This is a genomic window from Streptomyces sp. GQFP (assembly GCF_021545335.1).
In the GTDB taxonomy this organism is placed as follows: Bacteria; Actinomycetota; Actinomycetes; order Streptomycetales; family Streptomycetaceae; genus Streptomyces.
The window spans coordinates 5,224,836-5,249,428 of record NZ_CP089312.1 but is presented as its reverse complement, the minus strand read 5'-3'; the positions used below and the strand labels follow the sequence as shown (position 1 = coordinate 5,249,428).

The 24,593-nt window shown below is 70.4% G+C and carries 23 protein-coding genes and 1 tRNA gene; 11 read left to right on the top strand and 13 right to left on the bottom strand.

Translation table 11 applies throughout. The annotated features are described in order from the left end of the window. Positions 1-45 precede the first annotated feature (45 nt). The 6 genes from LUX31_RS23240 to LUX31_RS23215 all read right to left on the bottom strand — a co-directional run bounded on the left by LUX31_RS23240 (position 46) and on the right by LUX31_RS23215 (position 5,734). A complete protein-coding gene (locus LUX31_RS23240; RefSeq protein WP_235476909.1) occupies positions 46-1,719 on the bottom strand; it encodes a long-chain fatty acid--CoA ligase in 1,674 nt (557 codons plus the stop codon). Between the two features lie 170 nt (positions 1,720-1,889). Beyond that, positions 1,890-2,474 (bottom strand): SigE family RNA polymerase sigma factor, encoded by a 585-nt coding sequence (locus LUX31_RS23235; protein WP_235476908.1) that lies wholly within the window; start codon positions 2,472-2,474, stop codon positions 1,890-1,892. 225 nt (positions 2,475-2,699) lie between these two features. Beyond that, a complete protein-coding gene (locus LUX31_RS23230; RefSeq protein WP_235476907.1) occupies positions 2,700-3,866 on the bottom strand; it encodes a lipid-transfer protein in 1,167 nt (388 codons plus the stop codon). Then, positions 3,863-4,276 (bottom strand): acyl dehydratase, encoded by a 414-nt coding sequence (locus tag LUX31_RS23225; protein ID WP_235476906.1) that lies wholly within the window; start codon positions 4,274-4,276, stop codon positions 3,863-3,865. The genes LUX31_RS23230 and LUX31_RS23225 overlap by 4 nt, the downstream gene beginning before the upstream one ends. Then, entirely contained in the window at positions 4,273-5,244 is a 972-nt protein-coding gene (locus LUX31_RS23220; RefSeq protein WP_235476905.1) for a bifunctional MaoC family dehydratase N-terminal/OB-fold nucleic acid binding domain-containing protein, read from the bottom strand. The genes LUX31_RS23225 and LUX31_RS23220 overlap by 4 nt, the downstream gene beginning before the upstream one ends. A gap of 184 nt (positions 5,245-5,428) precedes the next feature. After that, positions 5,429-5,734, bottom strand: coding sequence for a hypothetical protein (locus LUX31_RS23215; RefSeq protein WP_235476904.1), 306 nt, complete (start codon positions 5,732-5,734; stop codon positions 5,429-5,431). Positions 5,735-6,139: 405 nt separating this feature from the next. Between LUX31_RS23215 and LUX31_RS23210 the strand changes: the two genes are divergently transcribed. Next, positions 6,140-7,006: a bifunctional DNA primase/polymerase gene (locus LUX31_RS23210; RefSeq protein ID WP_235476903.1), complete on the top strand. Its 867-nt coding sequence runs from the start codon at positions 6,140-6,142 to the stop codon at positions 7,004-7,006. 97 nt (positions 7,007-7,103) lie between these two features. Here LUX31_RS23210 and LUX31_RS23205 read toward each other — a convergent pair. Next, positions 7,104-7,190: transfer RNA gene (locus LUX31_RS23205), tRNA-Ser, on the bottom strand. A 64-nt stretch (positions 7,191-7,254) separates the two neighbouring features. Continuing rightward, complete coding sequence (locus LUX31_RS23200; RefSeq protein ID WP_235476902.1) at positions 7,255-8,733, bottom strand: S1C family serine protease; 1,479 nt, start codon at positions 8,731-8,733, stop codon at positions 7,255-7,257. A 309-nt stretch (positions 8,734-9,042) separates the two neighbouring features. On the opposite strand from LUX31_RS23200, the gene LUX31_RS23195 reads away from it, so the two are divergent. The 3 genes from LUX31_RS23195 (at position 9,043) to LUX31_RS23185 (ending at position 11,810) form a co-directional block, all read left to right on the top strand. Next, positions 9,043-9,852 (top strand): glycerophosphodiester phosphodiesterase, encoded by an 810-nt coding sequence (locus LUX31_RS23195; RefSeq protein WP_235476901.1) that lies wholly within the window; start codon positions 9,043-9,045, stop codon positions 9,850-9,852. Positions 9,853-10,049: 197 nt separating this feature from the next. After that, positions 10,050-10,688 carry an ATP-binding protein gene (locus LUX31_RS23190; protein ID WP_235476900.1) on the top strand — a complete coding sequence of 213 codons (639 nt, stop codon included), beginning with the start codon at positions 10,050-10,052 and terminating at the stop codon, positions 10,686-10,688. 156 nt (positions 10,689-10,844) lie between these two features. After that, positions 10,845-11,810 (top strand): DUF5926 family protein, encoded by a 966-nt coding sequence (locus tag LUX31_RS23185; protein WP_235476899.1) that lies wholly within the window; start codon positions 10,845-10,847, stop codon positions 11,808-11,810. Positions 11,811-12,019: 209 nt separating this feature from the next. Here the strand turns inward: LUX31_RS23185 and LUX31_RS23180 are convergent, their stop codons facing one another. Then, positions 12,020-12,580, bottom strand: a complete 561-nt coding sequence (locus tag LUX31_RS23180; RefSeq protein ID WP_235476898.1) for a hypothetical protein — start codon at positions 12,578-12,580, stop codon at positions 12,020-12,022. A 56-nt stretch (positions 12,581-12,636) separates the two neighbouring features. Continuing rightward, entirely contained in the window at positions 12,637-13,311 is a 675-nt protein-coding gene (locus LUX31_RS23175) for a bifunctional DNA primase/polymerase (RefSeq protein WP_235476897.1), read from the bottom strand. Between the two features lie 492 nt (positions 13,312-13,803). Between LUX31_RS23175 and LUX31_RS23170 the strand changes: the two genes are divergently transcribed. Continuing rightward, complete coding sequence (locus LUX31_RS23170) at positions 13,804-15,336, top strand: PP2C family protein-serine/threonine phosphatase (protein WP_235480021.1); 1,533 nt, start codon at positions 13,804-13,806, stop codon at positions 15,334-15,336. Positions 15,337-15,417: 81 nt separating this feature from the next. Next, the gene (locus LUX31_RS23165; protein ID WP_235476896.1) at positions 15,418-16,884 is read left to right on the top strand and encodes an aminopeptidase P family protein; all 1,467 of its coding nucleotides are present in this window, start codon (positions 15,418-15,420) and stop codon (positions 16,882-16,884) included. A gap of 48 nt (positions 16,885-16,932) precedes the next feature. Here LUX31_RS23165 and LUX31_RS23160 read toward each other — a convergent pair whose 3' ends face one another. From LUX31_RS23160 to LUX31_RS23150, 3 genes are all read right to left on the bottom strand, one after another. Further along, a complete protein-coding gene (locus LUX31_RS23160) occupies positions 16,933-17,751 on the bottom strand; it encodes a triphosphoribosyl-dephospho-CoA synthase (protein WP_235476895.1) in 819 nt (272 codons plus the stop codon). Between the two features lie 9 nt (positions 17,752-17,760). Further along, positions 17,761-18,714: an intradiol ring-cleavage dioxygenase gene (locus LUX31_RS23155; protein WP_235476894.1), complete on the bottom strand. Its 954-nt coding sequence runs from the start codon at positions 18,712-18,714 to the stop codon at positions 17,761-17,763. A 90-nt stretch (positions 18,715-18,804) separates the two neighbouring features. Next, complete coding sequence (locus LUX31_RS23150; RefSeq protein ID WP_235476893.1) at positions 18,805-19,308, bottom strand: ATP-binding protein; 504 nt, start codon at positions 19,306-19,308, stop codon at positions 18,805-18,807. Between the two features lie 251 nt (positions 19,309-19,559). Between LUX31_RS23150 and LUX31_RS23145 the strand changes: the two genes are divergently transcribed. The 5 genes from LUX31_RS23145 (at position 19,560) to LUX31_RS23125 (ending at position 24,586) form a co-directional block, all read left to right on the top strand. Next, positions 19,560-20,420, top strand: a complete 861-nt coding sequence (locus tag LUX31_RS23145) for a hypothetical protein (RefSeq protein WP_235476892.1) — start codon at positions 19,560-19,562, stop codon at positions 20,418-20,420. Between the two features lie 198 nt (positions 20,421-20,618). Next, positions 20,619-21,362 carry a YcnI family copper-binding membrane protein gene (locus LUX31_RS23140; RefSeq protein ID WP_235476891.1) on the top strand — a complete coding sequence of 248 codons (744 nt, stop codon included), beginning with the start codon at positions 20,619-20,621 and terminating at the stop codon, positions 21,360-21,362. A gap of 116 nt (positions 21,363-21,478) precedes the next feature. Further along, positions 21,479-22,132, top strand: coding sequence for an SCO family protein (locus LUX31_RS23135; protein WP_235476890.1), 654 nt, complete (start codon positions 21,479-21,481; stop codon positions 22,130-22,132). Next, positions 22,129-22,593 carry a copper chaperone PCu(A)C gene (locus LUX31_RS23130; protein ID WP_235476889.1) on the top strand — a complete coding sequence of 155 codons (465 nt, stop codon included), beginning with the start codon at positions 22,129-22,131 and terminating at the stop codon, positions 22,591-22,593. The genes LUX31_RS23135 and LUX31_RS23130 overlap by 4 nt, the downstream gene beginning before the upstream one ends. A gap of 19 nt (positions 22,594-22,612) precedes the next feature. Then, entirely contained in the window at positions 22,613-24,586 is a 1,974-nt protein-coding gene (locus LUX31_RS23125; protein WP_235476888.1) for a copper resistance CopC/CopD family protein, read from the top strand. Positions 24,587-24,593 lie beyond the last annotated feature (7 nt).

Below are 24,593 nucleotides of genomic sequence, written 5' to 3'. Positions count from 1 at the left end.
GATGTTTCACGTGAAACATCGCCCCAAGTCGACCCAAGTCGGTCGTCAGAGCTTGGTGACGTCCAACTCACCCTGCGCGTACTGCTTGCGCAGGACCTTCTTGTCGAACTTGCCGACGCTCGTCTTCGGGACCGACTCGATGATCGTCCAGCGCTCCGGGAGCTGCCACTTGGCGATCTTGCCCTCGTCGGCGAGGAAGGCGCGCAGGGACTCGAAGTCGGCGTTGGAGCCCTCCGACAGGACGACCGTGGCCAGCGGGCGTTCGCCCCACTTGTCGTCGGGGACGGCCACGACGGCCGCCTCCATGACGTCCGGGTGGGCCATGAGGGCGTTCTCCAGGTCGACGGACGAGATCCACTCGCCGCCGGACTTGATGACGTCCTTGGCGCGGTCGGTGAGCGTCAGGAAGCCGTCGGGGCTGATGGTGCCCACGTCACCCGTCTTGAGCCAGCCGTCCTCGCTGAACTTGTCGGCGGGACGCAGAGGTTCGGCGGAGCCGTTGTAGTACGAGCCCGCGATCCACGGGCCGCGCACCTCCAGCTCACCGGCCGATTCACCGTCCCAGGGGAGCCGTTCGCCGCCGGGGCCGGAGAGCCGGGCCTCGACGCTCGCCGGGAAACGGCCCTGCGTGAGGCGGTAGGCGAACTCCGCGTCCGTGCCCACCGCGTGGGCCGGCGGCCGGGCGATCGTGCCGAGCGGGGAGGTCTCCGTCATGCCCCAGGCGTGACAGACGCGCATGCCCAGCTTGTCGAAGGCGGCCATGAGGGCGGGCGGGCAGGCGGAGCCGCCGATGGTGACCTGGGTGAGGGACGAGACGTCCCGGGGGTTCGCGGTCAGCTCCCCGAGCAGGCCCTGCCAGATGGTGGGGACGGCGGCGGCGTGCGTCGGCCGTACCTTCTCGATCATCTCGGCGAGCGGGGCGGGCTGCAGGAACCGGTCCGGCATCAGCATGTTGACGCCGGTCATGAAGGTCGCGTGGGGCAGACCCCAGGCGTTTACGTGAAATTGGGGCACTACCACCAGGGACGTGTCCTGGTCGGTCAGACCCATGGACTGGGCCATGTTGACCTGGAGGGAGTGCAGATAGATGGAGCGGTGCGAGAACACCACGCCCTTGGGGTCGCCCGTCGTCCCGGAGGTGTAACACATGGCGGCGCCCGTGCGTTCGTCCAGCTCGGGCCAGTCGTAGCTGGTCGGCTTGCCGGCGATGAGGTCCTCGTACTCGTGCACCTGGGCGTGCGATCCGGCGAGGGCGGAACGGTCGCCGGGGCCGGAGATCACGACGTGCTCGACCGTCTTGAGGTGCGGGAGCAGCGGGGCGAGCAGCGGCAGCAGCGAGCCGTTGGCGATGACCACCTTGTCGGCGGCGTGGTTGACGATCCAGGCCAACTGCTCGGGGGGCAGGCGCAGGTTGAGGGTGTGCAGGACCGCGCCCATGGAGGGGATCGCGAAGTAGGCCTCGACGTGCTCGGGGTTGTTCCACATCAGGGTGGCGACACGCTCGTCGCCGGTGATTCCGAGGTCGTCGCGCAGGGCGTGTGCGAGCTGTGCCGACCGGGCCCCGATCTCGGCGTAGGAACGGCGCTGCGGTTCCGCCTCGCCCGTCCAGGTGATGACCTGTGACTCGCCGTGGATCGTCGACCCATGGGTCAGGATCCTAGAGATCAGCAGCGGTACGTCCTGCATGGTGCTCAGCACGGCGTCCTCCCGGGGCTTCATTGCCTACTCGGTGGTAAAGGTTGTGCTGATTCTGCGCACATACCGAGCGGTACGTCACTAGGGGAGAGTGATCGATCAGATCACGTCGTGCCTCGGGAACTGTCGAGGGAACTATCGGGGCTCACAAGAGGTTCCCGTGAGGGAACCAACAGGCAGGGAAACTGCAGCGACTATCGGGCGAGCACCAGCTCAGGGTCCTCGCGCAGCTTGCCCAGCGCCCGCGAGACGGCCGACTTGACCGTGCCCACCGACACCCCGAGCACCTCGGCCGTCTGGACCTCGCTCAGGTCCTCGTAGTACCGCAGCACCACCATCGCCCGCTGCCGAGCCGGCAGCTTCATGATCGCGCGCCACATCGCGTCGTGCAGCACCTGGTGCTCCGCCGGATCGCCGACCGGCGTCCCCTCGGGCTCCGGCAGCTCGTCGCAGACGAACTCGTCGACCTTGCGCTTGCGCCACTGCGACGTCCGCGTGTTGAGGAGCGCGCGGCGGACATAGCCGTCGAGCGCACGGTGGTCCTCGATCCGCTCCCACGCGACGTAGGTCTTGGTGAGCGCGGTCTGCAGGAGGTCCTCCGCGTCGCTCGGGTTCGCGGTGAGCGACCGGGCGGTGCGCAACAGCACCGGGCGGCGGGCTTTCACGTACGACGAGAACGACGGGTACGAGGTGTACGACGATGTGTACGACGCGAACGCCAGGGTCTGCGTCGCGAGCGTAGCCGCGTTCGAAGCGCTGGTGCAGACGGGTGTGGTCATGGCTCTACGCTAGGTTCGCCCCCTACTCGGGCGGATCGGCCGCAGGTCCCGAAGCCGCGTCCGCCTCAGGTTGTAGGAGGGGGGCTGCCTCCACCTCCTGAAGGTGGAGGCAGGGTACGGGCCTATGAGGGTCCGACCCTGAGGTGTCGTACGGCGGTAGTACGGAGGCTGCTCCTCCGGTAGTAGTGACAGCCGCGGGCGGGACAGTCGCCCGGACGGGCACGCTCATCCGGCGGCCTCCAGGACCAACCCCGATGTCGGCACCCCCGTACCCGCCGTGACCAGCGCTCTCTCAGCGCCCGGCACTTGGTTGACAGAGGTCCCGCGCAGCTGCCGTACCGCCTCCGCGATGCCGTTCATGCCGTGCAGGTACGCCTCCCCGAGCTGTCCCCCATGCGTGTTCAGGGGCAGCCCCTCGGCCGCGACGAAATCGGCCGCCTCGCCCGGACCGCAGAAGCCGAACTCCTCCAGCTGCATCAGCACGAACGGAGTGAAGTGGTCGTAGATGATGCCGACGTCGATGTCGCCCGGGCCCATCCCGGCCGTCCGCCACAACTGCCGAGCCACCACGCCCATCTCGGGGAGCCCGGTGAGGTCGTCGCGATAGAAGCTGGTCATCTGCTCCTGAGCGCGCCCGGCGCCCTGGGCAGCGGCAGCGACAACAACCGACGGGTGCCGCAGATCGCGCGCCCGTTCGACGGAGGTGACGACGACCGCCTGGCCGCCGTCCGTCTCCTGGCAGCAGTCCAGCAGCCGCAGCGGCTCGGCGATCCAGCGCGAGGCCGCGTGGTCGGCGAGGGTGATGGGCCGACCGTGGAACCAGGCGGCCGGATTGGTCGCCGCGTACTTCCGGCCACTCACGGCGACCTGCCCGAAGACATCCGCCGACAGCCCGTACGCGTACAGGTACCGCTGCGCCGCCATCGCCACCCAGGAGGCGGGCGTGAGCAGCCCGAACGGCAGCGACCAGCCGAGCGCCACGCCCTCGGCCGACGGCTCCCGCCGCTGCACCCCCGACCCGAACCGCCGCCCCGACCGCTCGTTGAAGGCGCGGTAGCAGACGACGACCTCGGCCACCCCGGCCGCCACGGCCAGCGCGGCCTGCTGCACGGTCGCGCAGGCGGCGCCTCCGCCGTAGTGGACGCGGGAGAAGAAGGACAGCTCCCCGATCCCGGCGGCCTGCGCGACGGTGATCTCCGGACTGGTGTCCATCGTGAACGTGACCATGCCGTCCACGTCGGCGGGCGTCAGCCCAGCGTCGTCGAGAGCGGCCCGCACCGCCTCCACGGCCAGCCGCAGCTCGCTGCGCCCCGAGTCCTTGGAGAACTCGGTGGCCCCGATGCCGACGACGGCCGTACGTCCGCCGAGGTCGTCGCGCGCGTGCAGGCTCACGGGGTGCCTCCAGCAGGGGGTACGGAGACGGTCACCGTCCCGGAGACGTGCCGACCGATGGCGTTGGCCCCGAGCACGCGTACGACGGCGATCTCACCGTCGTACGGGTCCTCGACGACCTCCTCGATCCGGCCGGTCAACACCATGGTGTCGCCGGGGTGGTTGGGGGCGCCGAGGCAGATGGCGACCTTGCGCAGAACGGCGGCGGGCCCGAAGCAGTCGGTGATGTACCGCCCCACCAGCCCGTTCGTGGTGAGGATGTTCATGAAGATGTCCGGGGACCCCTTCGCCCGCGCCAACTCGGCGTCGTGGTGCACGTCCTGGAAGTCCCGGGACGCGATGGCCCCGGCGACGATCAGCGTGCGCGTGATCTCGATCTCCAACGGCGGCAGCTCGTCCCCGGCCTTCATCCGCCCACCTCGCCGGGAAGATCGCCCCGGAACACCGGAAGCTCCGGCTGCCCGTCCTCGTACCGCACGAACTCCAGCCGCACCGGCATCCCGATCCGCACCTTGTCGTACGGCATCCCGATCACGTTGCTGATGATCCGCACCCCCTCCGCCAGCTCGATCAGCCCGACGGCATAGGGCGGGTCGAAGGCAGGAAAGGGCGGGTGATGCATGACGACGTACGAGAAGACGGTCCCGTCGCCGCACGCCTCGACGGTGTCCCAGTCACCGCTGCCGCAGGCGTTGCAGCCCGGCAGCCAGGGGAACCGGAGGGCACGGCACGTCACGCACCGCTGGATGAGGAGTTGCCGGCGGCCGACACCGTCCCAGAACCCGGCGTTGTCGCGGTTGACGACGGGCCGGGGGCGGGTGGCCGGGGTTGCGCGCCCCGCAGGCGTCTCAGGGGCGCGCGAGGCGCCTGGGGCACGGGAGGGGGCGTACTTGAGGATCCGGAACCGATGGGTGCCCACCGGCTCACCGTCCACTCGTACATCCATCCGGGTCGTGACGAAGTACCCGGTGCCGACCTTGGTGGCCTTGGGTCCCGAGACGGACTCGACGACCGAATCGAACGCGACCCGGTCCCCCGGGCGCAGGGGCCGCAGATACTCCTGCTCGCAGTCGGTGGCGACGACGGAGGTGCAGCCCGCGTCGTCGAGCAGGGCGAGCAGCTCCTCGTACGCCTCCGAGCGGCTCGCATGCCCGGACAGGCCGCCCATGGTCCACACCTGGAGCATGGTGGCCGGCGCGACGGCGTCCGGCCCGACATACGCCGAACTGCTGTCGCCCAGCGCCTCACACCAGTGCCGGATCATCGGCTCGTTGACGGGATCCTTGCCGACACCACCGACGACGGCGGGCCGCCCTTCGAACGCGGCGAGCTGCGCGGCGAGTTGGGGACTGGACGAGTGGCTAGGTGGCTGACTCACGGTTTCTGACTGTCCGTCAGATGCGAAAGGGTGTCAAGGGACGGACCCTGCACCCGGCATGGAAAACGTCTGCGCGGCGGCACGAAGTTCGTGCCGCCGCGCAGACGTATTACCACCCCATGAAGCGCTCCCCACAAGGGAGTTCAGGACCGTCGGGGACCCACACCCCCGCCGGCCCGAAGGCCTACCAGAGGTTGGTGAAGTTGACGACGGCGTTGGACTGGTCGATGGCCGTGAACCCGGAGCCGTTCACCTGCGCGGTGTTGTTCTGGTTCGAGGCGCCGGAGCCGACCGCCTGCTGCTGCGAGGTGGACGAGTTGCCGTTGTTGTCGCCGCCCACGCCGCTGCCGATGATGCTGGCGACGGCCGAGTTCGATCCGTCGTCCGCGAAGGCGCCGTTGTCCGCCGTCGCGACGCCGCTGAAGAGCGCGGCGGCGAGGGGCAGAGCCGAGACGGCGGCGATGACGCGGGCGGTACGGATGCTTGCCATGTCTGTTCCTCCAGAACATGTACGCCCCGGCTCCTGTGCCGGACCGTACGAAGTACGTGTGATGCGTGAACTTCCACTACTTCCAAGGCAGTTGGCCACCCGCCCCGGTGTTGTCTCGCCGCTGTGCACTGCGTCGCGAGATCAGGATTGCCCACCGAATCCCCGGCGAACCACCCCGGAACCGTTTATTCCCCCTGAAGCGTGATGACAAGTCGATAAACCCTCCTCGCATCACCAAAGTCGCAGGTCAGCCCATTAGCTCTGATTCACGCCAGGCGGCAGCGGTGACACCCAAGGGACACAAGGGACGAAGCGTTCCCGCACATTTCCAGCCATTCGCCTGATCCGACCCCTGCGGGCCCACACGCCCTTCCCTTTTTCGAACAGGTGTACGAACATGGGGGCATGGCCACCACAGACCGGCAGGCCACGACGCTGGCCCTCGCCCACGCCCTGTCAGCCGCCGAACGCGGCCTGGCCGTCATCCCGCTGTCCCGGACAAAACTCCCGGCCCTGCGCTCCCCCCACCGGGACGACCCGATCCCACCCCCCTGCCACGGCGAGTGCGGCGCTATGGGTCACGGCGTGTACGACGCCACGACCGACCCCTCCCGCATCCGTGAACTCTTCGCCGCCGCCCCCTGGGCCACCGGCTACGGCATCGCCTGCGGCCTGCCCCCGCACCACCTCATCGGCATCGACCTCGACACCAAGTCGGGCACGGACTCCTCGGCCGCCCTGCGCGAACTGGCCCTGCGCCACCTGTTCACGATCCCCGAGACAGTGGTCGTCCTGACCCCGTCCGGCGGCCGCCACCTGTGGCTGACCGGCCCCCCGGACGCGGTGATCCCCAACTCGGCGAGCAGACTGGCCCCCGGCATCGACATCAGAGGAGCCGGCGGCTACCTGGTGGGCCCCGGCTCCCGAACCGAACACGGCGTCTACGGCACGGCCCCCGGCACGTCCCACCTGACCCCGGCCCCTTGCCCTCCCTCTCTCCTCCGCCTCCTTCTGCCCCCACCGCGCACGCACCGCTCGACATCCCCCGCCCCACCCGAACACGGCCAGGGCCTGGTCCAGTTCGTCCTGGCGGCCCACGAGGGCCAACGCAACACCCGCCTGTTCTGGGCGGCTTGCCGGGCGTACGAGAACGGGCTGGGGGATGTTCTGTTGGGGCCGCTGGTGGAGGCAGCCGTCCAGACGGGGCTCACGGAGCGGGAGGCTCGGGCGACTGTGGCTTCGGCGGGGCGGATGACGGGGTGGCGGGGGTGAAACCCGGGCCACCTGCGGGGCCGAACACACAGGAGGGGCGTCCCCGGTACCGGGGACGCCCCTCCTGATCAGCTCACACGCTGAACGGCTGCTACTGCGGAAGCGGTGAGATTCGAACTCACGGTGACATCGCTGCCACGATGGTTTTCAAGACCATTCCCTTAGGCCGCTCGGGCACGCTTCCCCGCGCCGGGCCTGATCAGCTCGGCGCGGGACAAGAGTAACGGGTCACCACGCGCGCGTGGTCGTCAGCTGTCGCCCTCGCGGGAGCCCAGGGTCAGTTCGACCGTCTTTGACTTGCCGTCCCGTTCGTACGTGATCTGGACCTTGTCGCCGGGCTGGTGGGTCCAGATCTCGCCGATCAGGGTCGGGCCGCTGTCGATCACGTGGTCGTCGAGCTTGGTGATGACGTCGCCGGGCTGCAGGCCCGCCGCGGCCGCCGGGCCGCCCGACTCCACCGGGTTGGGGGTGTCGTCGGTCTTCTGGCTGATCTGCGCGCCGCCCGTGCCCTCGGTCAGGGCGACCGAGGCACCGATCTTCGCGTAGACCGGCTTGCCGGTCTTGATCAGCTGCTGGGCGACGTACTTGGCCTGGTTGATCGGGATGGCGAAGCCCAGGCCGATCGAGCCGGACTGGCCGGTGCTCAGGCCGCCGCTGCTGGAGGACTGGATCGCCGAGTTGATGCCGATGACGTTGCCCGAGGCGTCCAGGAGTGGGCCGCCGGAGTTGCCGGGGTTGATCGACGCGTCAGTCTGCAGGGCGCTCATGTACGAGGCCTTGCTGCTGGCGCTGCCGTCGCTGGAGGCCACCGGGCGGTTCTTGGCGCTGATGATGCCCGTGGTCACCGTGTTGGACAGGCCGAAGGGCGCGCCGATCGCGATCGTCGAGTCGCCGACGGCCACCTTGTCGGAGTCGCCGAGGGTGAGCGGCTGAAGGTCGGAGGGGGCGTTCTTGAGCTTGATGACCGCCACGTCGTAACCCTGGGCGTGGCCGACGACCTCGGCGTCGTACTTCTTGCCGTCGGGGAAGGTGGCCGTCACCTTGCCGCCGTCGACCGCGTCCGCGACGACGTGGTTGTTGGTGACGATGTGCCCCTGGGTGTCGAAGACGAAGCCCGTGCCGGTGCCGCCCTCGCCGCTGGAGCTCTCGGCCTCGATGGTGACCGTGCTCGGCAGCGCCTTGGCGGCCACGCCCGCGACCGTGCCGGCGTCGCGCTTGAGGTCGCCGCCGGTCTGCTGCGCGGCGGAGACCGTCGTCGACGTGGTGGAGTCGTCGTTGTCCTTGGCCAGCGTGTAGCCGATGCCGCCGCCCGCGCCGCCCGCGACCAGCGCGGCCACCAGCACCGCGGCGATCAGCCCGCCGCGCCCGGACTTGGGCTTCGGCGGCTGCTGGTCGTACGTGGCACCCCAGGGGGCACCCGGGTCGCCGCCACTGCCGCTTCCGCCGTCCATGTACGACGGCACCGTCGGCGGCGGGGGAGGCGGCGGCCAGGCGGCTGCCTCGGGGCCCAGACCGGCGCCCTGGGGTGCGTCCGGCGCGCCCGCCGACGCGTACGCCGGTACCTGGTCCGCGTGCGCCGGCTCCGGGGCGCTCGGGGGCACCGGCGGAAGCTGGGTTGTCGGGGCCTCGGGCGCGGTGGCCTGCGGGGAGGCAGCAGGAGATTCCACCGGCACGGGAGGTGCGGACGGGGCCGGGGGTACCGCAGTGCCCTCGTTCTCGGTGCTCACAGCTCTTTCTCCTCGATCCACGGCTGTCCTTCTCGGTCGCACTCGGTCACGCCCGATCCACTCGATCCACCCGATCCATACGTGCGGGTGCCCGTTTCACACGGGTACGCGGTCGGTACGTGATTCAGCTGTGCGTGTCCTTTTGTATGCCGTCAGCTTTTCCCACGGGGCGTCAGGGCACCATAAGCGGTGCCTGTGGGTCCGGGGCCACTCTTTATATCTGACAAATCACACCGGCGTGAGCTTCTGTTGGGCGGACTGGGTGCCCAGCACGTCACACCCGCCCTTCGACGGTGACACCATGACGCGGTGACCCACGCACGACAGCACCCGATCCAGGTCGTCGCCCACCGCGGAGCCTCCGAAGAGGCACCCGAGCACACACTGGCCGCCTACAAGAAGGCCATCGAGGCCGGCGCCGACGCCCTGGAGTGCGATGTACGGCTGACCGCGGACGGCCATCTCGTCTGTGTCCACGACCGTCGCGTCAACCGTACGTCCAATGGCCGCGGCGCGGTCTCCGCGCTGGAACTCGCCGACCTCGCCGCCCTGGACTTCGGTTCCTGGAGGAACCGCGACGAGGCCCCCGACTGGGAGCACCGCCCGGAGGACCGCGAGGACACCTCCGTACTCACCCTGGAGCGGCTGCTCTCGCTCGTCGCGGACGCCGGGCGGCGGGTGGAGCTGGCCATCGAGACCAAGCACCCCACGCGCTGGGCGGGCCAGGTCGAGGAGCGGCTGCTGTTCCTGCTCAAACGGTTCGGTCTGGACAGCCCGGAGTCGCCGGCCGATTCACAGGTACGGGTCATGAGTTTCTCGGCGCGCTCGCTGCACCGCGTCCGGGCCGCGTCGCCGACGCTGCCGACGGTCTATCTGAACCAGTTCCTCTCGCCCCGGCTGCGCGACGGACGGCTGCCGGCCGGTGTCCGGATCGCGGGCCCCTCGATCCGGATCGTGCGCGGTCACCCGGCGTACGTGGAGCGGCTGAAACGCGCCGGTCACCAGGTGCACGTCTGGACCGTGAACGAGCCCGAGGACGTCAGCCTCTGTGTCGATCTCGGCATCGACGCCATCATCACCAACCGCCCGGGCGCGGTTCTGCGGCAACTGGGCCGCTGACCAGGAGCGCTCCCACGACTCCTGAACCTCTCCGGCCGCGCGCCGGCTCTTACCCAACTCCGACCCCGGTTCCTGCCAGAGGTCTTGACCTGTGGTCCCGAGTGAGGAAACCTCCACCTTTGGCCATACCGTCGAAATCCGGCCACTCGGTTACAGGGAGTGCACCGGCGCGTTCGATCCGTATTCGATCATTGCGAGTGCGTCACCGAAGGCGGAAGGGGCGGTTTCCGGTACAGGCCAAAGGGGCATTCACACCGTGGCGTGGGGCAAAGGAGGTCTCGGGGGTGGCGTTGGTGGTGGCACAGGAGGTGCCCACGTCGTCGAGCATGGCCGTTCCCCATGGCCCTGCGGGCGTGGGGACAGCAAGACACCGGATGCGTGATCAGTTGCGTACGGGCGGTGTGGCGGAATCGGTCATCGACGACGCTGTGTTGATCCTGTCCGAACTCTTGAGCAATGCGTGCAAACACGGTCGGCCACTGGGCGAGGCCCTGGCCGGGGACGGCGACGTCCGGGCCGCGTGGCGGGTGGATTCCGGCGGCAGACTCATCGTCGAGGTGACGGACGGCGGCGGCCCGACCCGCCCGGTTCCGGCGACTCCTTCGGTCACGGCGCACGGCGGTCGCGGGCTGAACATCATCACGGCGCTGGCCGACGACTGGGGTGTCCGGGACGACACGCGGGGCGAGGTCACGGTGTGGGTCGTCGTCAACGACGACGTCCACGACCCGGACGCGGGCCATCGGCGTACGGACTTCGCCACCCGCATCACGGCCCGCTCGATGTCCGCGATACCCGACCTGGACTTCGCGGACGCGTTCGACGACATGGACTGACCGGGTCTGGCACATCCCCTTGCACAACCTGGCGGATCCGCTGACAGAACCTGGCAGATCCGGTGACGGCCGTTGTCCACAGGGTCCCGTCGGCCGTCGTACGAGCGGCTAGGCTCGCGCCAGTACGAGACGAGCCGTAACCGGGAGACACCCACGATGGCCAAGAAGCGACCCCAGACGAAGGCCTCGCGGCCCCAGCTGTCCGACCAGGAGATCCCGGTTGTCGGCGCCCGCGAGCCCTGCCCCTGCAACAGCGGCCGGCGCTACAAGGCCTGCCACGGCCGGGCCGCCGCGCACGCGGTGACCGAGCTGGTGCACCGGCCCTTCGAGGGCCTGCCCGGCGAGGGCGACTGGGTTGCCCTGCGCGAGCTGGTCCCCGCCGCGACGGTCGAGCTGACCCTGAAGTCCGGCCTGCCCGAGGGCGTTCCCTCGGTCACGCTCGCCACGGTCCTGCCGATGGCCTGGCCCGCCCTGCGCCGCGACGACGGCTCGGTCCTGCTCGGCCTGCAGAACGACACGTCGTCCGGCGACATCAGCCGCGACCTCGCCGACACCCTCCAGCGCGCGCTCACCGCCGCGCCCGGTACGCCCGTACAGGGCCGCCGGGCCCCGGCCGACGGTCCGCGGCTGCAGGATCTGCTCGACCCCGAAGGCGCGTTCGAGCCAGTTGTGCACACGGGCTTCGAGTTCTGGGTGCCGGACGCCGAGAACGCGACGGCGGACGTCACCGCCTCCCTGGAGCGGGCCAACGACGCCGCGATCCCGACCGTGAAGCTGACGGGCGTCGACGCCGCGTACTGGTGCGAGACCCCCGACAAGAACCACCTGCGCTGGGTGATGCCGCACGGCGAGGAGCAACTGCTCGACGCCCTCGCGCGGCTGCACGCGGCCGGGCAGTCCAGCCTGGGCGAGGGCACCCGCCTCGTGGGCTCCTTCCGCGCGCACGGCCTCACCGTCCCGGTCTGGGACCTGCCGACCGGCGTCACCGCGGAGGACATCGAGAAGCCGGCCGCCGAGTTCGCCGACCGCCTTGCCACCGCGCTGGCCTCGGACGCCCCGCTCACCCCGGAGGAGCGCCGCGCGCGCGGCGGTCTGACCAACCGACAGGTGACGCTCAGCTGACGCACAGCCGGATTCACAGACTCCGGTTGAGGTGACTCCTGTCACAACTCCCGCCAAGAACAGGAGAATCGGTGTCCGAATAGCCGAGATCGAATTTGCGAACAGCCGATCTCTTGTTAGCGTTGTAGTAGCCCGGTTGCTGGTGCATCCCCCGTCGCCAGCAACCGGGTCTTTCTGTGCCCGTTCTCTGTACGGAACTCGGGCGTCCGTCAACTCCCGTTCGGCGCCCCGGAGTTGCTCCCCGCGCGCAGCAGCAGCGGCCCCGCACTCCCCGCGTCCGACGCGAACTCCGCAACGGCTGTGTACGCCCCCGGCTCGCCCTGCGTGCGCTCCCTGGGCGTCTCGCACACCCCCGGCTCGTCCTCCGCGCCCACCGCACACCGCACCTGCACGGTGCGGGCAGCGGGCCCCATGAGGCTCAGTACGGACGTCAGTTCATGGCCGGTCGCGTTGCGGTAGTAGGTACGCGCCCAGGTCTCCTCCCCCTGCGACAGCACACAGGTCTGCGCCTCGATGCCGTCGGGGGAGGTGAGTTCGGGACCGCAGCGGGCGGCCGTGGCGAGCCCCAGGCCCAGCAGGGGGGAACCCGTGGGATCGGCGGCGTCCCGCGCCTTGGCGTCACCGGGGTCGTCCTGCGGACCCGCCTCGGGCATCAGGGAGAGCAGGGCGTCGCGGTCCGCGTCGCCCACGGGCCCCGCGGAGGCCACGGCCAGCGGAAGCGCGACCGTGAGCGCCACGACGCCCGAGAGCGCGAGCAGACGGAGGTTCATGAGGCTGAAGATAACGACAGGGAACGGGCGCGCGGTTGCCCGCGCGCCCGACACCCTTACAACTCGGGGGCGCTCACACCCGTACGAGTGAGAGCCTCGACCACGGCGTCCACCACGGCCTCGACATCGGGTACCCAGGGCGAGGCCGAGCCGGGCAGCGGTGCGCGCTCCCAGCGGACCTGGCCCAGGCCGGTCTCGGACGGGGGCAGCGCGATGTAGCCGCCCTCGCTGTGGAAACGGAGGGAACCGGGCACGAAGTCCTTCGCGTACAGCAGTTCGCCCAGCTGTTCCATCGTGTACGGCTTCACGAGCAGCGACCAGCGGGTGGGCGCCGCGACGACCGGACCCAGGCGCATGCCCATGCGGTCCAGGGCATGGAGCGCGCGAGCCGCGGCCGGGGCCGGCAGGCTCACCGCGCACGGGGCCGTGCCGCCGGTGGCGAGGATGACGGGAGCCGTCGGCCGGTTCGTCCACCACCAGCGCACCATGCGCTCGTCGGTGGTGGCCGCGAGCAGGCCGGGGTCGAACGGGTGAGCACCGGGAACCGTGCACTCCGGATCGGGGCAGCCGCAGCGCGCGCGCCCCTGTGGGTCCGGTGCCACGCCCGGGAGTACGGGCCACTGCCATTCGGTCGCGAACGTCAGAGCCGCGCCGAGTACTTCAGGCTTCCCGCCGTCACGCCGGGACAGGAGCCTGCGTCGCCTTCCGAGCCTTCCGAGGATCTCGCGCATGAGCGCTCGTTCCTTTCCGTTGCACGCCTGGCAACACCGTGGGCCACATCACACCATGTGTCGATCACTTCACTGTGCGTACCTTTTGGCGCATCACGCCCCAGGGAGAGGCAAGGGGAATCCCCTTGTGCGCCGAGCGCCGATCGTTGGCTACGTCCGCGTCCATACTGCGTTCAGCAAAAGCATGGGCATGGCGCGGGGTGGCGGAGTCTGGCGTTTTGCCGTCCCGCGTATTTCTCTCCGCCTCCACCAAGGGAGGATGGGGCACGGCCGTCGGTGGTTAAGACGCCCGGGTCCGTCGCCAGGTTCCGGGCGGTTCCACAACCACCCCTGGCCTTCTCCGAGTACGTACCCACCAAGACCGCTGTGACGCTCCGTCGAACCAGGCCAGTCGACCGCAATAACCCGCTACCCGAGTCAGTTTTCAGCCAACTTTGCTTTTTCGCAAGGGGACCCGGGAAACCCATGGACACCAGGAATCCCGGCAGGACAATGCTGGACATCCCCTCACGAGTGCGTGTACATGTGGAGACACTGCTAGCGGCGCAGAATCACATGGGGGTTTGCGATGCTAATGAGCAATACGCGCCGGTCGGAAGGCCGGACGCCATGAACGCCCCTCACCTCCCGAAAGTGGCTGGAATCGATTCAACGGTTCCCTCGCCCGCACACACTGTCGCGCCCGCGCCCGTAGCCCCGGAGACCCCTGCGGACACACCCGCGCTGACCTGCCAGAACGGCCCCGGAATCCTCCTCCAGGACCGCCTCGCCGGATGGGTGTCGGACCTCACAACCCTGCATGAACTCACCGAGCGGCTGGCGCGCACGGCAGCACTCGCCGACGCACTCCAGGAAGTGCTGCGCGCCGGAGCCGCCCTCGTGGGCGCCCGGCGCGGTCTCGTCGTCCTGGAACCCGGTGACGGACTCGGCCCCGACACCACCATCGGCCTGGGTCTTGCCCGCGCCGACCTCGGGCACATCGAGACGATCCCGCGCGGCGCGATGCCGTACGGACAGCTCCTCGACACGGCCGCCGGGCTGCCCGGCGGCGAGAGCGAAATCACACACCCCGACCTCCTCGCCGAGGACGGTCTCGACCCCCGCCACCGCGAGGTGGCCGCCCGTCTCGGCTACGCGGCGAGCTACGCGCTCCCCCTGTCCACCGAGTCCGCGGGCCGCCTCGGCGCGGCCGTCTGGCTGTACGACGAACCCGCGGAGCCGGTCGAACGCCAGCGCCATCTCGTCGGCCTGTACGCACGGTACGCGACCGAGCACCTGGCGCGACTGGTCGAGGTGGAGCGCACGCGCGCGTGCGTGACGACGATCTCCGAGGAACTGCTGCCCGCCCGGCTGCCCCGCATGGCCGGCGTCCAGCTCGCCGCCCGGCACCGCACCGGCCCGCGCGGCGGCGGCGACTGGTACGACGCGCTGCCGCTCCCGGACGCGGCCCTCGGTCTGGCCGTGGGCGCGGTGACCGGCTCGGGGCCCAGCGCGATCGCCGCGATGGGGCGGCTGCGGGCCTCCCTGCGCGCGTACGCCGTGATGGAGGGCGAGGACCCGGTTGCGGTCCTCTCCGACCTCGAACTGCTCCTGCGGCTCACCGAGCCCGCCCGTTGCGCCACCGCCCTGTTCGCGTACTGCGAGCCCGCACTGCGCAAGATCACGCTGGCCGGTGCCGGGCACTGTCCGCCGCTGGTGATCGGCGAGCGGCGCACGGAGTTCGTGGAGACCACCGTGTCGGCGCCGCTCGGGATGCTCGCCTGCTGGGAGGCACCCAGCGTGGAGTTCCGGACGGAGCCCGGCGAGACGGTGCTGCTCTACACCGACGGGCTGCTGCACCGTACGGGCGAACCCGTGGACCGGGCCTTCTCGCGGCTGCACGCGGCGGCGGCGAGCGTCCCCAAGGGGCTGCGCGACGATCCGGGATCGGTCGCCGACCACGTCCTGCGGAGCATGCTGCCGGACGAGGTGGACGCGTCGGACGGGCAGGAGGACGTCGTACTGCTGGCGGCACGGTTCGAGTGAGCGGCCGGTCGCTTCTCGTACCTCTGGGCCCTGTCCCGTACGACCGTACGATGGACGGGGTCCAGTGCCGTATCTAGGAGGATGACCGTGGCCGACGAACTCGTTCCGGAGACCCCGGAAAGTGAGTCTGAGGAGCCCATCAAGCAGCGGAAGAACGGCCTGTACCCGGGCGTCTCCGACGAGCTGGCCGAGAACATGAAGTCCGGCTGGGCCGACACCGAGCTGACGGGCCTCACGCCCATTGCGCAGGCCGCCGAGACCGCCGCGCGCCGCGCCGCACTCTCCGCGCGTTTCCCGGGCGAGCGTCTGGTGATCCCCGCAGGCAATCTGAAGACGCGTTCGAACGACACGGAGTACCCGTTCCGGGCGTCGGTCGAGTACGCGTATCTGACCGGCAATCAGACGGAGGACGGCGTCCTCGTCCTGGAGCCGGTCGACGGCGGTCACAAGGCGACGATCTATCTGCTGCCGCGTTCCGACCGCGAGAACGGCGAGTTCTGGCTCTCGGGGCAGGGCGAGCTGTGGGTCGGCCGTCGGCACTCACTCACCGAAGCCGAACAGGTGTACGGCATTCCGGCCTCGGACGTGCGCGAGCTGGCGGACGCGCTGCGCGAGGCGACAGGCCCGGTGCGAGTCGTACGCGGCTTCGACGCCGGTATCGAGGCCGCGCTGACCGACAAGGTCACCGCCGAGCGCGACGAGGAGCTGCGGGTCTTCCTGTCCGAGGCGCGGCTCGTCAAGGACGCGTTCGAGATCGGTGAGCTGCAGAAGGCCGTCGACTCGACCGTGCGTGGGTTCGAGGACGTGGTCCGCGTTCTGGACAAGGCCGAGGCCACCAGCGAGCGGTATATCGAGGGCACCTTCTTCCTGCGCGCGCGGGTCGAGGGCAACGACGTCGGCTACGGCTCCATCTGCGCGGCCGGGCCGCACGCCTGCACGCTGCACTGGGTGCGCAACGACGGGGCCGTGCGCTCCGGTGAGCTGCTGCTGCTGGACGCGGGCGTCGAGACGCACACGTACTACACGGCCGATGTCACGCGGACGCTGCCGGTCAACGGCACGTACACCGAGATCCAGAAGAAGATCTATGACGCGGTGTACGACGCGCAGGAGGCCGGGATTGCCGCGGTGAAGCCGGGGGGCAAGTACCGGGACTTCCACGATGCGGCTCAGCGGGTGCTGGCCGAGCGGATCGTGGAGTGGGGGCTTGTCGAGGGCCCTGTGGAGCGGGTGCTGGAGTTGGGGTTGCAGCGGAGGTGGACGCTGCACGGCACTGGGCACATGCTCGGGATGGACGTTCACGACTGTGCGGCGGCGCGGGTCGAGTCGTATGTGGACGGGGTTCTTGAGCCGGGGATGGTGTTGACCGTTGAGCCTGGGTTGTATTTCCAGGCTGATGATCTGACTGTGCCTGTGGAGTATCGGGGGATCGGGGTGCGGATTGAGGACGACATCCTGGTGACGGAGTCCGGGAATCGGAATCTGTCGGATGGGCTGCCTCGGCGTTCTGATGATGTTGAGGCTTGGATGGCTCGGCTCAAGGGTTGAGTTTTGACTGCGCGTCAGCTGTGGCTGGTCGCGCAGTTCCCCGCGCCCCTACGGGGTTACCGGGAGGGAGTCCAGGAAGAGAACGCCTGCGAACAGGCCTGCGCTGCCTCTTGGGCTCCATCCTCGTGTGTGGAGGTCGGTGTCGAAGGCAGTCAAGGCCTTGGCGCCTGCCTCCGTCGACGTGCCGCCCGCTTCCAGGATTTCGCGGGCGCCTGCCTGGACGTGGCGTAGGCCGTGGGGGCCTGCTGTGTACAGGAGTTCGGTGTCCTGGAGGGTCGACATGACCGTCAGGAGGGCGTCCAGGCGGGCCTCCGGCTCCGTCGCGCCGTTCGAGCGGGCGGTGGCGAGGGCGTCCAACGCCCGGCGTACGTGCGGGAATCCGGCCCTCGCCTCGCCTCGGGCGCCGGCCGCGCCGTACTTCGCCGACACCGAGGAACCCCGGGAGGGTCTGCGCGGGGCGCGCTTGTCGGGGTGGGAGGCGATCCGCTTGGCCGCCGCGGCGACATCGCGTGCCTTGGCCCTGGGGTCCATGGCCGCCGCCGCGACCAGCAGGCCGAGCGCCCACAGGGCGCCCCGGTGCCCGCCGCCCGCCAGCGCCACCGAGTGCTCGGTGGACCGGCCGATCGCGCCCAGCTCCGTACGGAGCGCGGGTGTCGGTTCGCCGGTACGGCGGGCCGCGGCGGCCATGGCCGTGAGGCCGGGTGCGAGCGCCTTGGCCGACCAGCGCAGGGCAAGTTGGTCCTTGCGCGTCACGCGGGCGTCAAGATCGCGCGGGTCGGGCAGGCCCGGCTTGGGAGCCAGGGCCAGCTGCCCGGTCAGCGCGTCCACGGCGGCCAGCGCCAGCGCCTCGTCCTCACGGCTGCTCATGGCCGTACCTTACGAGGAGGCCGTGGCGGACGGTGAGGCACTTTCGGTCGGGGCGTCGCTGGGCGGCGTACCCGTCGGAGCGTCGCCGCTCGGGGGCTCGCCGCCACCGCCGCCGCTGCCCGCGCCGGTGTTCTCGGCGTCCGGGTCGATGCCCAGGGTGATAAAGCCCTTGTAGCCCTTGGAGACGTCCGCCTTGTGGACCGGCTTCAGGGTGAGCAGACCGCTGGAGGTGCCGCCGCCGTCGTACACCATGTCGTTGTCGAGGGTGGTGTAGCTGCCGGTGTGCTGGGAGTAGGGCTCCAGGGCGAAGATCGCCTCGGCCGCGTCGTCGGGGAAGAAGAACTGGCCGGTGTAGTTGACCTTGCCGCCCTCGTAGGTGCCGTCCTCCTTCGCGCCGCCGGTGTGCACCTTGACGTGGATGTGGCAGGTGCGCGGGGTGTACCAGCCGGGGAAGATCGTCTCGAACTTGACGACCCCGTTGGCGTTGGCGACCTGGTAGCCGCGCAGATAGGTGTTGTCGTTGGCGGTGGAGCCGTCCTCGCTCTCGGCGGGGGCCGAGCCGCCGGGGTTGGCGGTGGTGTAGCCGGAGTAGTAGCCCCAGGCGTCGCAGTGCCAGATCTCCACGGCCGCGCCGGCCACCGGGGCGCAGGACTCGGTGGTGTCCTGGACGGTGATGCGCAGCGTCAGCGGGACGCCGGATTTGCCTTCGGTGATGTCTTTTCTGACCAGGGCGTTGTCGAGGTAGTACGGCCCCTCCGTCACGCTGGACATGAGGACGCAGGTGCCGGTGCTCTCGCTCGCCGTGGCGGACGCGGTGGCGTCGGCCGTCGTCGTGGTCGTCGTCTCGTCCGCGAAGGCCGACTGGTAGCCCGCGACCGCGAGCCCGCCTGCGGCGACCGTGCCTCCGGTCACCGCGAGAGCGCGGCGCCGGCTGATCGTTGAGTCCTTGTGATTTCCCGTCATGAACAGGAAATTAGGGACGGTGCCCGTCAAGATCGTGGGCGCGAGCTGAGAGCTGCCTGTGAAGCGTGAGAAACCTGAAGTGACCGGGTGTCACACCGCCATCAGCGGTGCGTCCTTCCGCCACTTGAGGATCTTGTCGAAGCTGACCACCGCACCGCCCCGGCCCGGCTTGTTGCCGATGGTGACGTGGTCGGCGAGTTCCTCGATCAGCGACAGGCCCCGGCCGTGCTCCGCGTCGTACGGGACGGCGGCGACGGGTACCGGGCGGCGCGGGGCCTCCGTGACCGCCGGGCCGACCGTGCTCGCCGTGTTCACCGGGCTCGCCGGGAAGCCGGGTCCCGAGTCGGCGACCTCGATACGGCACTTCTCGCCGTCGAGGTACGCGGTGACGCGATAGGCCCCGCGGGAGTCGCCGTGCGCGGTGTCACCGGCGTGCTCGACGGCGTTCGCACAGGCCTCGCTCAACGCGAGGGAGAGGTCGTAGGAGATGTCGGGGTCGACGCCCGCCGTCTCCATCGTGCCCAGCAGCAGGCGTCTGGCGAGCGGAACGCTCGCAGCCTCGCGCCGCAGATGGAGTGACCACCAGATGCTCATGCTCCAGCCTCCAGGCCGCGGCTCGACATACCAGTACGTATTGCCGCGAGTGCCGGTGTGTAAGCACGCAGTTGACGTGATGCCGCCCATACGGGGGATGCACTGCGGGCTCCAATCGGTGTATGTGGGGCTTCGATTCGCAGAAGTCGTCTTCCGCTTGTACCCGCTTGTACGGGGTGTTACCCGGCCGTACGCCACCTTGTGGACCTGCCTTATGGGCACCGTGGGGCCAGTGCGATGATGAGCCCGCCATGACTGCCCGCCGCCGGCGCACAGCGCCCTCCGGAAGCGCACTCCGGATGCTGAGGGCCGCGGTGTTCGCCGCGGTCTGTGTCGTGCTGGCCGGTGCCGGGCACACCCTCGCCTCCTGCGCCTCCGTCCCACTGTGGACCCTGGGCGCCGGTTTCCTCGGGGTCCTGGCGTGCGCGGCACCGCTCGCCGGACGGACCCGCTCGCTGCCGGGCATCGTCGCCCTGCTGGCCGTCGGGCAAACGGTCCTGCACACCCTCTTCGGGCTCGGGCAGCACACCGCCACGTCGGCGGCCGCCTCGGCTTCCACGGCCGCTGCCACGGACACGGCCCTGATCGCCCGGGCCGCCCGGCTGCTGTGCGGTGCGCCGCTCGCGGCGATCAGCCCGGCCCAGGCCCAGCGGATCCTCTCCGACGCGCGGATCAGCACGACCACCGGTACGGGGACGGGCGGTACCGGGATGGGCGCCGGCTCCGACATGGGGTCCATGAGCCACTCCGCGGACTCCCTCGCCTCCTCCGCCGGGTCCCTCACCTCCGTACTGCCGTCGCTGCCCATGCTGCTCGGCCATCTGCTCGCGGCCGTCGCCACCGGCTGGGTGCTGCGGCACGGAGATCTGGCGCTGCTGCGGCTGATGCGGCTGTCGGCGCACGGCGTGGCCGAGGGGGCGCTCGTACGTTCCCTGCGCGGGGCGCTCGCGCTGGCGCGCGCACTCCGTGCGGGCCTTCCGGGTACGCCCGGTGCGGCGCCGCGGGTCCCGCGCGCGTGCACCCTCGTACCCCTGAGGCCGCCCGCGACCGCGCTCCAGCACTCGGTGATCCGGCGCGGTCCGCCGGCCGCCGCTCTCGTGCTCGCCGCCTGACACGACGCGACCGCTCCCCGTCGGGTCCCCAGGGTCTTCGGATCCGAGGGTCCGGGGGTTCGAGGAGGCCGCCGTCGTGCGGCACGCGCGCGTGTGCACCGTTCCGCACGCGCGTCCCTCTTCCTCCGCGAACCCACTCCGAGGCCTCCCGGATCTCCCCGGGCCCTCGGACCTCACCGAAGTGGAGCGCCTTCCGACATGAAGGTTTCCCGTATCGCCGCCGCCAGTGCCCTCGCCGGCGCCACCGTCCTCGTCCTCTCCGGCCCTGCCTTCGCGCACGTCAGCGTGTCCGCCGAGGGCACCGCCGCCAAGGGCGGCTACGCGACCGTCAACTTCAAGGTGCCGAACGAGCGCGACAACGCCTCGACCACCAAGCTCGAGGTCAGCTTCCCGACCGACCACCCGCTCGCCTCGGTGATGCCGGAGCCGGTCCCCGGCTGGACCGCCAAGGTCACCACGTCCAAGCTGTCCACCCCCGTCGAGCTGCACGGCGAGAAGATCTCCGAGGCCGTCTCCAAGGTCACCTGGACCGCCTCGGGCAAGGGCATCGAGCCCGGCTTCTTCCAGAAGTTCCCGCTCTCCATCGGCCAGCTGCCCGAGGACACCGACGAACTCGTCTTCAAGGCGCTCCAGACGTACTCCAACAAGGAGGTCGTCCGCTGGATCGAGGTCCAGGAGGACGGCGCCGAGGAGCCCGACAACCCCGCTCCTGTGCTGGCCCTGTCCGCCGCCACCGAGAGCCACCACGGCGGCTCCTCGTCCACGGAGGAGACCGAGGCGGCGGCCTCCGCGGAGCCCGCCGCGAACACCACGACCACCGCCGCCGAGCCCACCGACAGCAGCGACACCACCGCGCGCGTGATGGCCGTCGTGGGCATCGTCGTCGGTGTCGCGGGCGTGGCGTTCGGCGTGCTGGCCGGCCGTCGCCGCACCACCGTCTGACACCCGCTCACCCTCCGGTGCGCGCCGGGGGCGTGCGGTTGTCCCGCACGCCCCCACCCGCCCTATCTGTCGGCGCACCGAACCTCCCACGAACCACACCTCCGGGACCTCTCCTTATGCGCAAGAAGCTGTTCGCCGCCTCCGCCCTGCTGGTCGCGGCCACCCTGACCCTCTCCGCCTGCGGCAGCGGCGACGACTCCAACCAGTCCGTCGCCGACGTCTCCGTCGAGTCCGGCTCGGACAAGGCGGCCACCATCCTCGACCAGCCGTTCGAGAAGCCCGACCTCGTCCTCACCGACACTCAGGGCAAGTCGTACGACTTCCGCGCGGAGACCAAGGGCCGGCCCACCCTCGTCTACTTCGGCTACACCAACTGCCCCGACGTCTGCCCGCTGACGATGAGCAACATCGCCGTCGCCAAGAAGCAGCTGTCCAAGGCCGACCAGGACAAGCTCCGCATCGTCTTCGTCACCACCGACCCGAAGCGGGACACCCCGGCCGCGCTCGGCAAGTGGCTCAAGGGCATCGACCCCCAGGTGGTCGGTCTGACCGGCGACTTCGCCACCATCCAGGCGGGCGCCCGCACCCTCGGCATCTCCATCGAGCCGACGTCGAAGGACAAGAACGGCAAGACGATCTCGATGCACGGCACCCAGGTCATCGCGTTCTCCCCGAAGACCGACGGCGGCTATGTCCTGTACGGCGAGGACGCCACCGTCGACGACTACACCAAGGACCTCCCGAAGATCATCAAGGGGCAGAACCCGTGAGGCGCCTCCCCCTGGTGACGGCCGCGGTCCTCGCCGGGGCGCTCGCCCTCACCGCGTGCGGGAGTTCGGACTCCGGGTCCGACGACGGCGCCGGACTGTCCGTAGGCTCCGCCTACATGCCCCAGCCCGTCTCGGACACCATGGCCGCCGGATTCCTCGTCATCACCAACAAGGGCGCCGCCGGTGACGTACTCACCCGCGTCACCAGCGAGGTCGCCGGCGAGGTCACCGTGCACAGGACCGTCGGGCAGACCATGGAGGAGGCCAAGAGCCTCGACATCCCGGCCCACGGCGAACTCGTCCTCCAGAGCGGCGGCGACCATCTGATGTTCGAGCAGCTCAAGCGCAAGCCGCTGGAGGGCGAGAAGGTCGCCGTCCAGCTGCACTTTGCCAAAACCTCGCCGATCACCGTCGAGATGCCGGTGAAGTCCGCGACGTACAACCCGAAGACCGGACACTGAGACCGAGGGAGGGATCACCGTGACACAGACCATCGCCCCCCGCGTACGGCCCCTGGTGCTGCTGTTCCTCGCGATCGCGGGCGCGCTGCTCGCCGGGCTGGCCGGCGCCGCGCCTGCCTCCGCACACGCCGCGCTGACCGGCAGCTCACCGTCGCAGGGAATCGTGGTCGACAAGGCCCCGGACCAGGTGACGCTGACCTTCTCCGAGAAGGTCGCGCTGTCCGACGGCTCGATCCGCGTGCTCGATCCCAAGGGCAAGCGCGTCGACACCGGCAAGGCGGCCGAGATCAGCGGCACGACGTACGGCGTCCCGCTCCACTCCGGGCTGCCCGACGGCACGTTCACCGTCGCCTACCAGGTCGTCTCGGCGGACAGCCACCCCGTCGCCGGCGCCTACACCTTCTCCATCGGCGCCCCCTCCGTCACCTCCGTCAAGGTCTCCGACGAGTCGGCGGGCAGCGGAGTCGTCGGCGTCCTCTACGGCCTCGGCCGGTACGTCTCGTACGCGGGCTTCATCGTCATGGTCGGCGGCGCCGCCTTCGTCCTCGCCTGCTGGCAGCGCGGCGCCGGCGTACGGGCGCTCCAGCGGCTCGTCGCCGCCGGGTGGCTCGCGATGACCGCGGCCACGCTCGCGCTGCTGCTGATGCGCGGCTCGTACACCGGCTCCGGCAAGGTCGGCGACATCTTCGACCTGGGCCTCCTCGGCGACGTCCTCCAGACCAAGACGGGCGCCGCGCTCGTCTCCCGGCTGCTGCTGCTCGCGGCCGGCGCGCTCTTCATCGCGGTCCTCTTCGGGGCGTACGCCCGGCCCGAGGAGGAGGACTCCGACGAGGACGCGGAGGACGAGGACGCGGCGTACGACGCCACCGCGAAGCGGGATCTCACCTTCGGGCTCGCCATCGGCGGCGGTGTCGTGGCGATCGGCCTCGCCGCCACCTGGGCGCTCGCCGAACACGCCTCGACCGGCATCCAGGCCGGCATCGCGATGCCCGTCGACGTGGTCCACCTGGTGGCCGTCGCCCTCTGGCTCGGCGGGCTCTCCGCACTCCTGGTCGCCCTGTTCCGGGCACCCGCCGACGCCCCGATCGAGGGCTCGGCCGTACGCCGCTTCTCCCGCCTCGCCTTCGGCAGCGTGATCGCGCTGGTCGCGACCGGCATCTACCAGTCCTGGCGCCAGGTCGGCTCCTGGTCGGCGCTCACCGGCACCTCGTACGGCCAGCTGCTGCTCGTCAAGATCGGCCTGGTGATCGTCCTCGTCGGCATCGCCTACATCTCGCGCCGCTGGACCGCCCAACTGCCGGAGACCGCCGACGCCGTGACGGCGGAGCGTACGGAGGACGAGACCGCCGACGCCGAGAAGGAACCGGTCGCCGCCGGAGCCGTCAAGGGCGGGGACGCCAAGCGCGCCGCCCAGCTCGCCCGGCAGCAGGCCGCCGTCGACACCGCGCGCGTGAAGCGGCTGCGCGACGCCGACCCCCTGCGCACCGGGCTGCGCCGCTCGGTGCTCGCCGAGGCGGGCATCGCCGTCGTCCTGCTCGCCGTCACCACCGTGCTGACGTCCACCGAACCGGGCCGTACGGAGGAGGAGGCCAAGTCCGCCGCAGCGGCGTCCTCGTCGTCGTCCTCTTCGTCGGACTCCTCGGTCGGGACCGGCGCGCTGACCCTCGACATGACCTTCGACACCGGCGGCCAGGACGGCAAGGGCCTCGTCCGGCTCGACATCAACCCCGCCCGCGTCGGCGGCAACGTCATGCACGTGTACGTGGAGCGGCCCAACGGCCGGGCGTTCGACGTGCCCGAGGTCAAGGTCGCCTTCACCCTCACCGCCCAGGACATCGGGCCGCTGCCCGTGAACCCGGACCGCGTCGCCACCGGCCACTGGACGGCGAACGAGGTCCAGATCCCCATGGCCGGCACCTGGAAGATCGCCGTGACGGTGCGGACCTCCGACATCGACCAAGTGACCGTCACCAAGAACGCGCAGATCGGCTGACCCGCAC

Bases quoted from the DNA above. Each gene is read 5' to 3' on its own strand.
- LUX31_RS23170 (WP_235480021.1), top strand. From the start codon at position 13,804: ATGCTGGACATCCCCTCACGAGTGCGTGTACATGTGGAGACACTGCTA.
- LUX31_RS23150 (WP_235476893.1), bottom strand. From the start codon at position 19,308: ATGAGCATCTGGTGGTCACTCCATCTGCGGCGCGAGGCTGCGAGCGTT.
- LUX31_RS23240 (WP_235476909.1), bottom strand. From the start codon at position 1,719: ATGAAGCCCCGGGAGGACGCCGTGCTGAGCACCATGCAGGACGTACCG.
- LUX31_RS23225 (WP_235476906.1), bottom strand. From the start codon at position 4,276: ATGAAGGCCGGGGACGAGCTGCCGCCGTTGGAGATCGAGATCACGCGC.
- LUX31_RS23215 (WP_235476904.1), bottom strand. From the start codon at position 5,734: ATGGCAAGCATCCGTACCGCCCGCGTCATCGCCGCCGTCTCGGCTCTG.
- LUX31_RS23180 (WP_235476898.1), bottom strand. From the start codon at position 12,580: ATGAACCTCCGTCTGCTCGCGCTCTCGGGCGTCGTGGCGCTCACGGTC.
- LUX31_RS23140 (WP_235476891.1), top strand. From the start codon at position 20,619: ATGAAGGTTTCCCGTATCGCCGCCGCCAGTGCCCTCGCCGGCGCCACC.
- LUX31_RS23210 (WP_235476903.1), top strand. From the start codon at position 6,140: ATGGCCACCACAGACCGGCAGGCCACGACGCTGGCCCTCGCCCACGCC.
- LUX31_RS23155 (WP_235476894.1), bottom strand. From the start codon at position 18,714: ATGACGGGAAATCACAAGGACTCAACGATCAGCCGGCGCCGCGCTCTC.
- LUX31_RS23165 (WP_235476896.1), top strand. From the start codon at position 15,418: ATGACCGTGGCCGACGAACTCGTTCCGGAGACCCCGGAAAGTGAGTCT.
- LUX31_RS23185 (WP_235476899.1), top strand. From the start codon at position 10,845: ATGGCCAAGAAGCGACCCCAGACGAAGGCCTCGCGGCCCCAGCTGTCC.
- LUX31_RS23145 (WP_235476892.1), top strand. From the start codon at position 19,560: ATGACTGCCCGCCGCCGGCGCACAGCGCCCTCCGGAAGCGCACTCCGG.
- LUX31_RS23135 (WP_235476890.1), top strand. From the start codon at position 21,479: ATGCGCAAGAAGCTGTTCGCCGCCTCCGCCCTGCTGGTCGCGGCCACC.
- LUX31_RS23235 (WP_235476908.1), bottom strand. From the start codon at position 2,474: ATGACCACACCCGTCTGCACCAGCGCTTCGAACGCGGCTACGCTCGCG.
- LUX31_RS23160 (WP_235476895.1), bottom strand. From the start codon at position 17,751: ATGAGCAGCCGTGAGGACGAGGCGCTGGCGCTGGCCGCCGTGGACGCG.
- LUX31_RS23175 (WP_235476897.1), bottom strand. From the start codon at position 13,311: ATGCGCGAGATCCTCGGAAGGCTCGGAAGGCGACGCAGGCTCCTGTCC.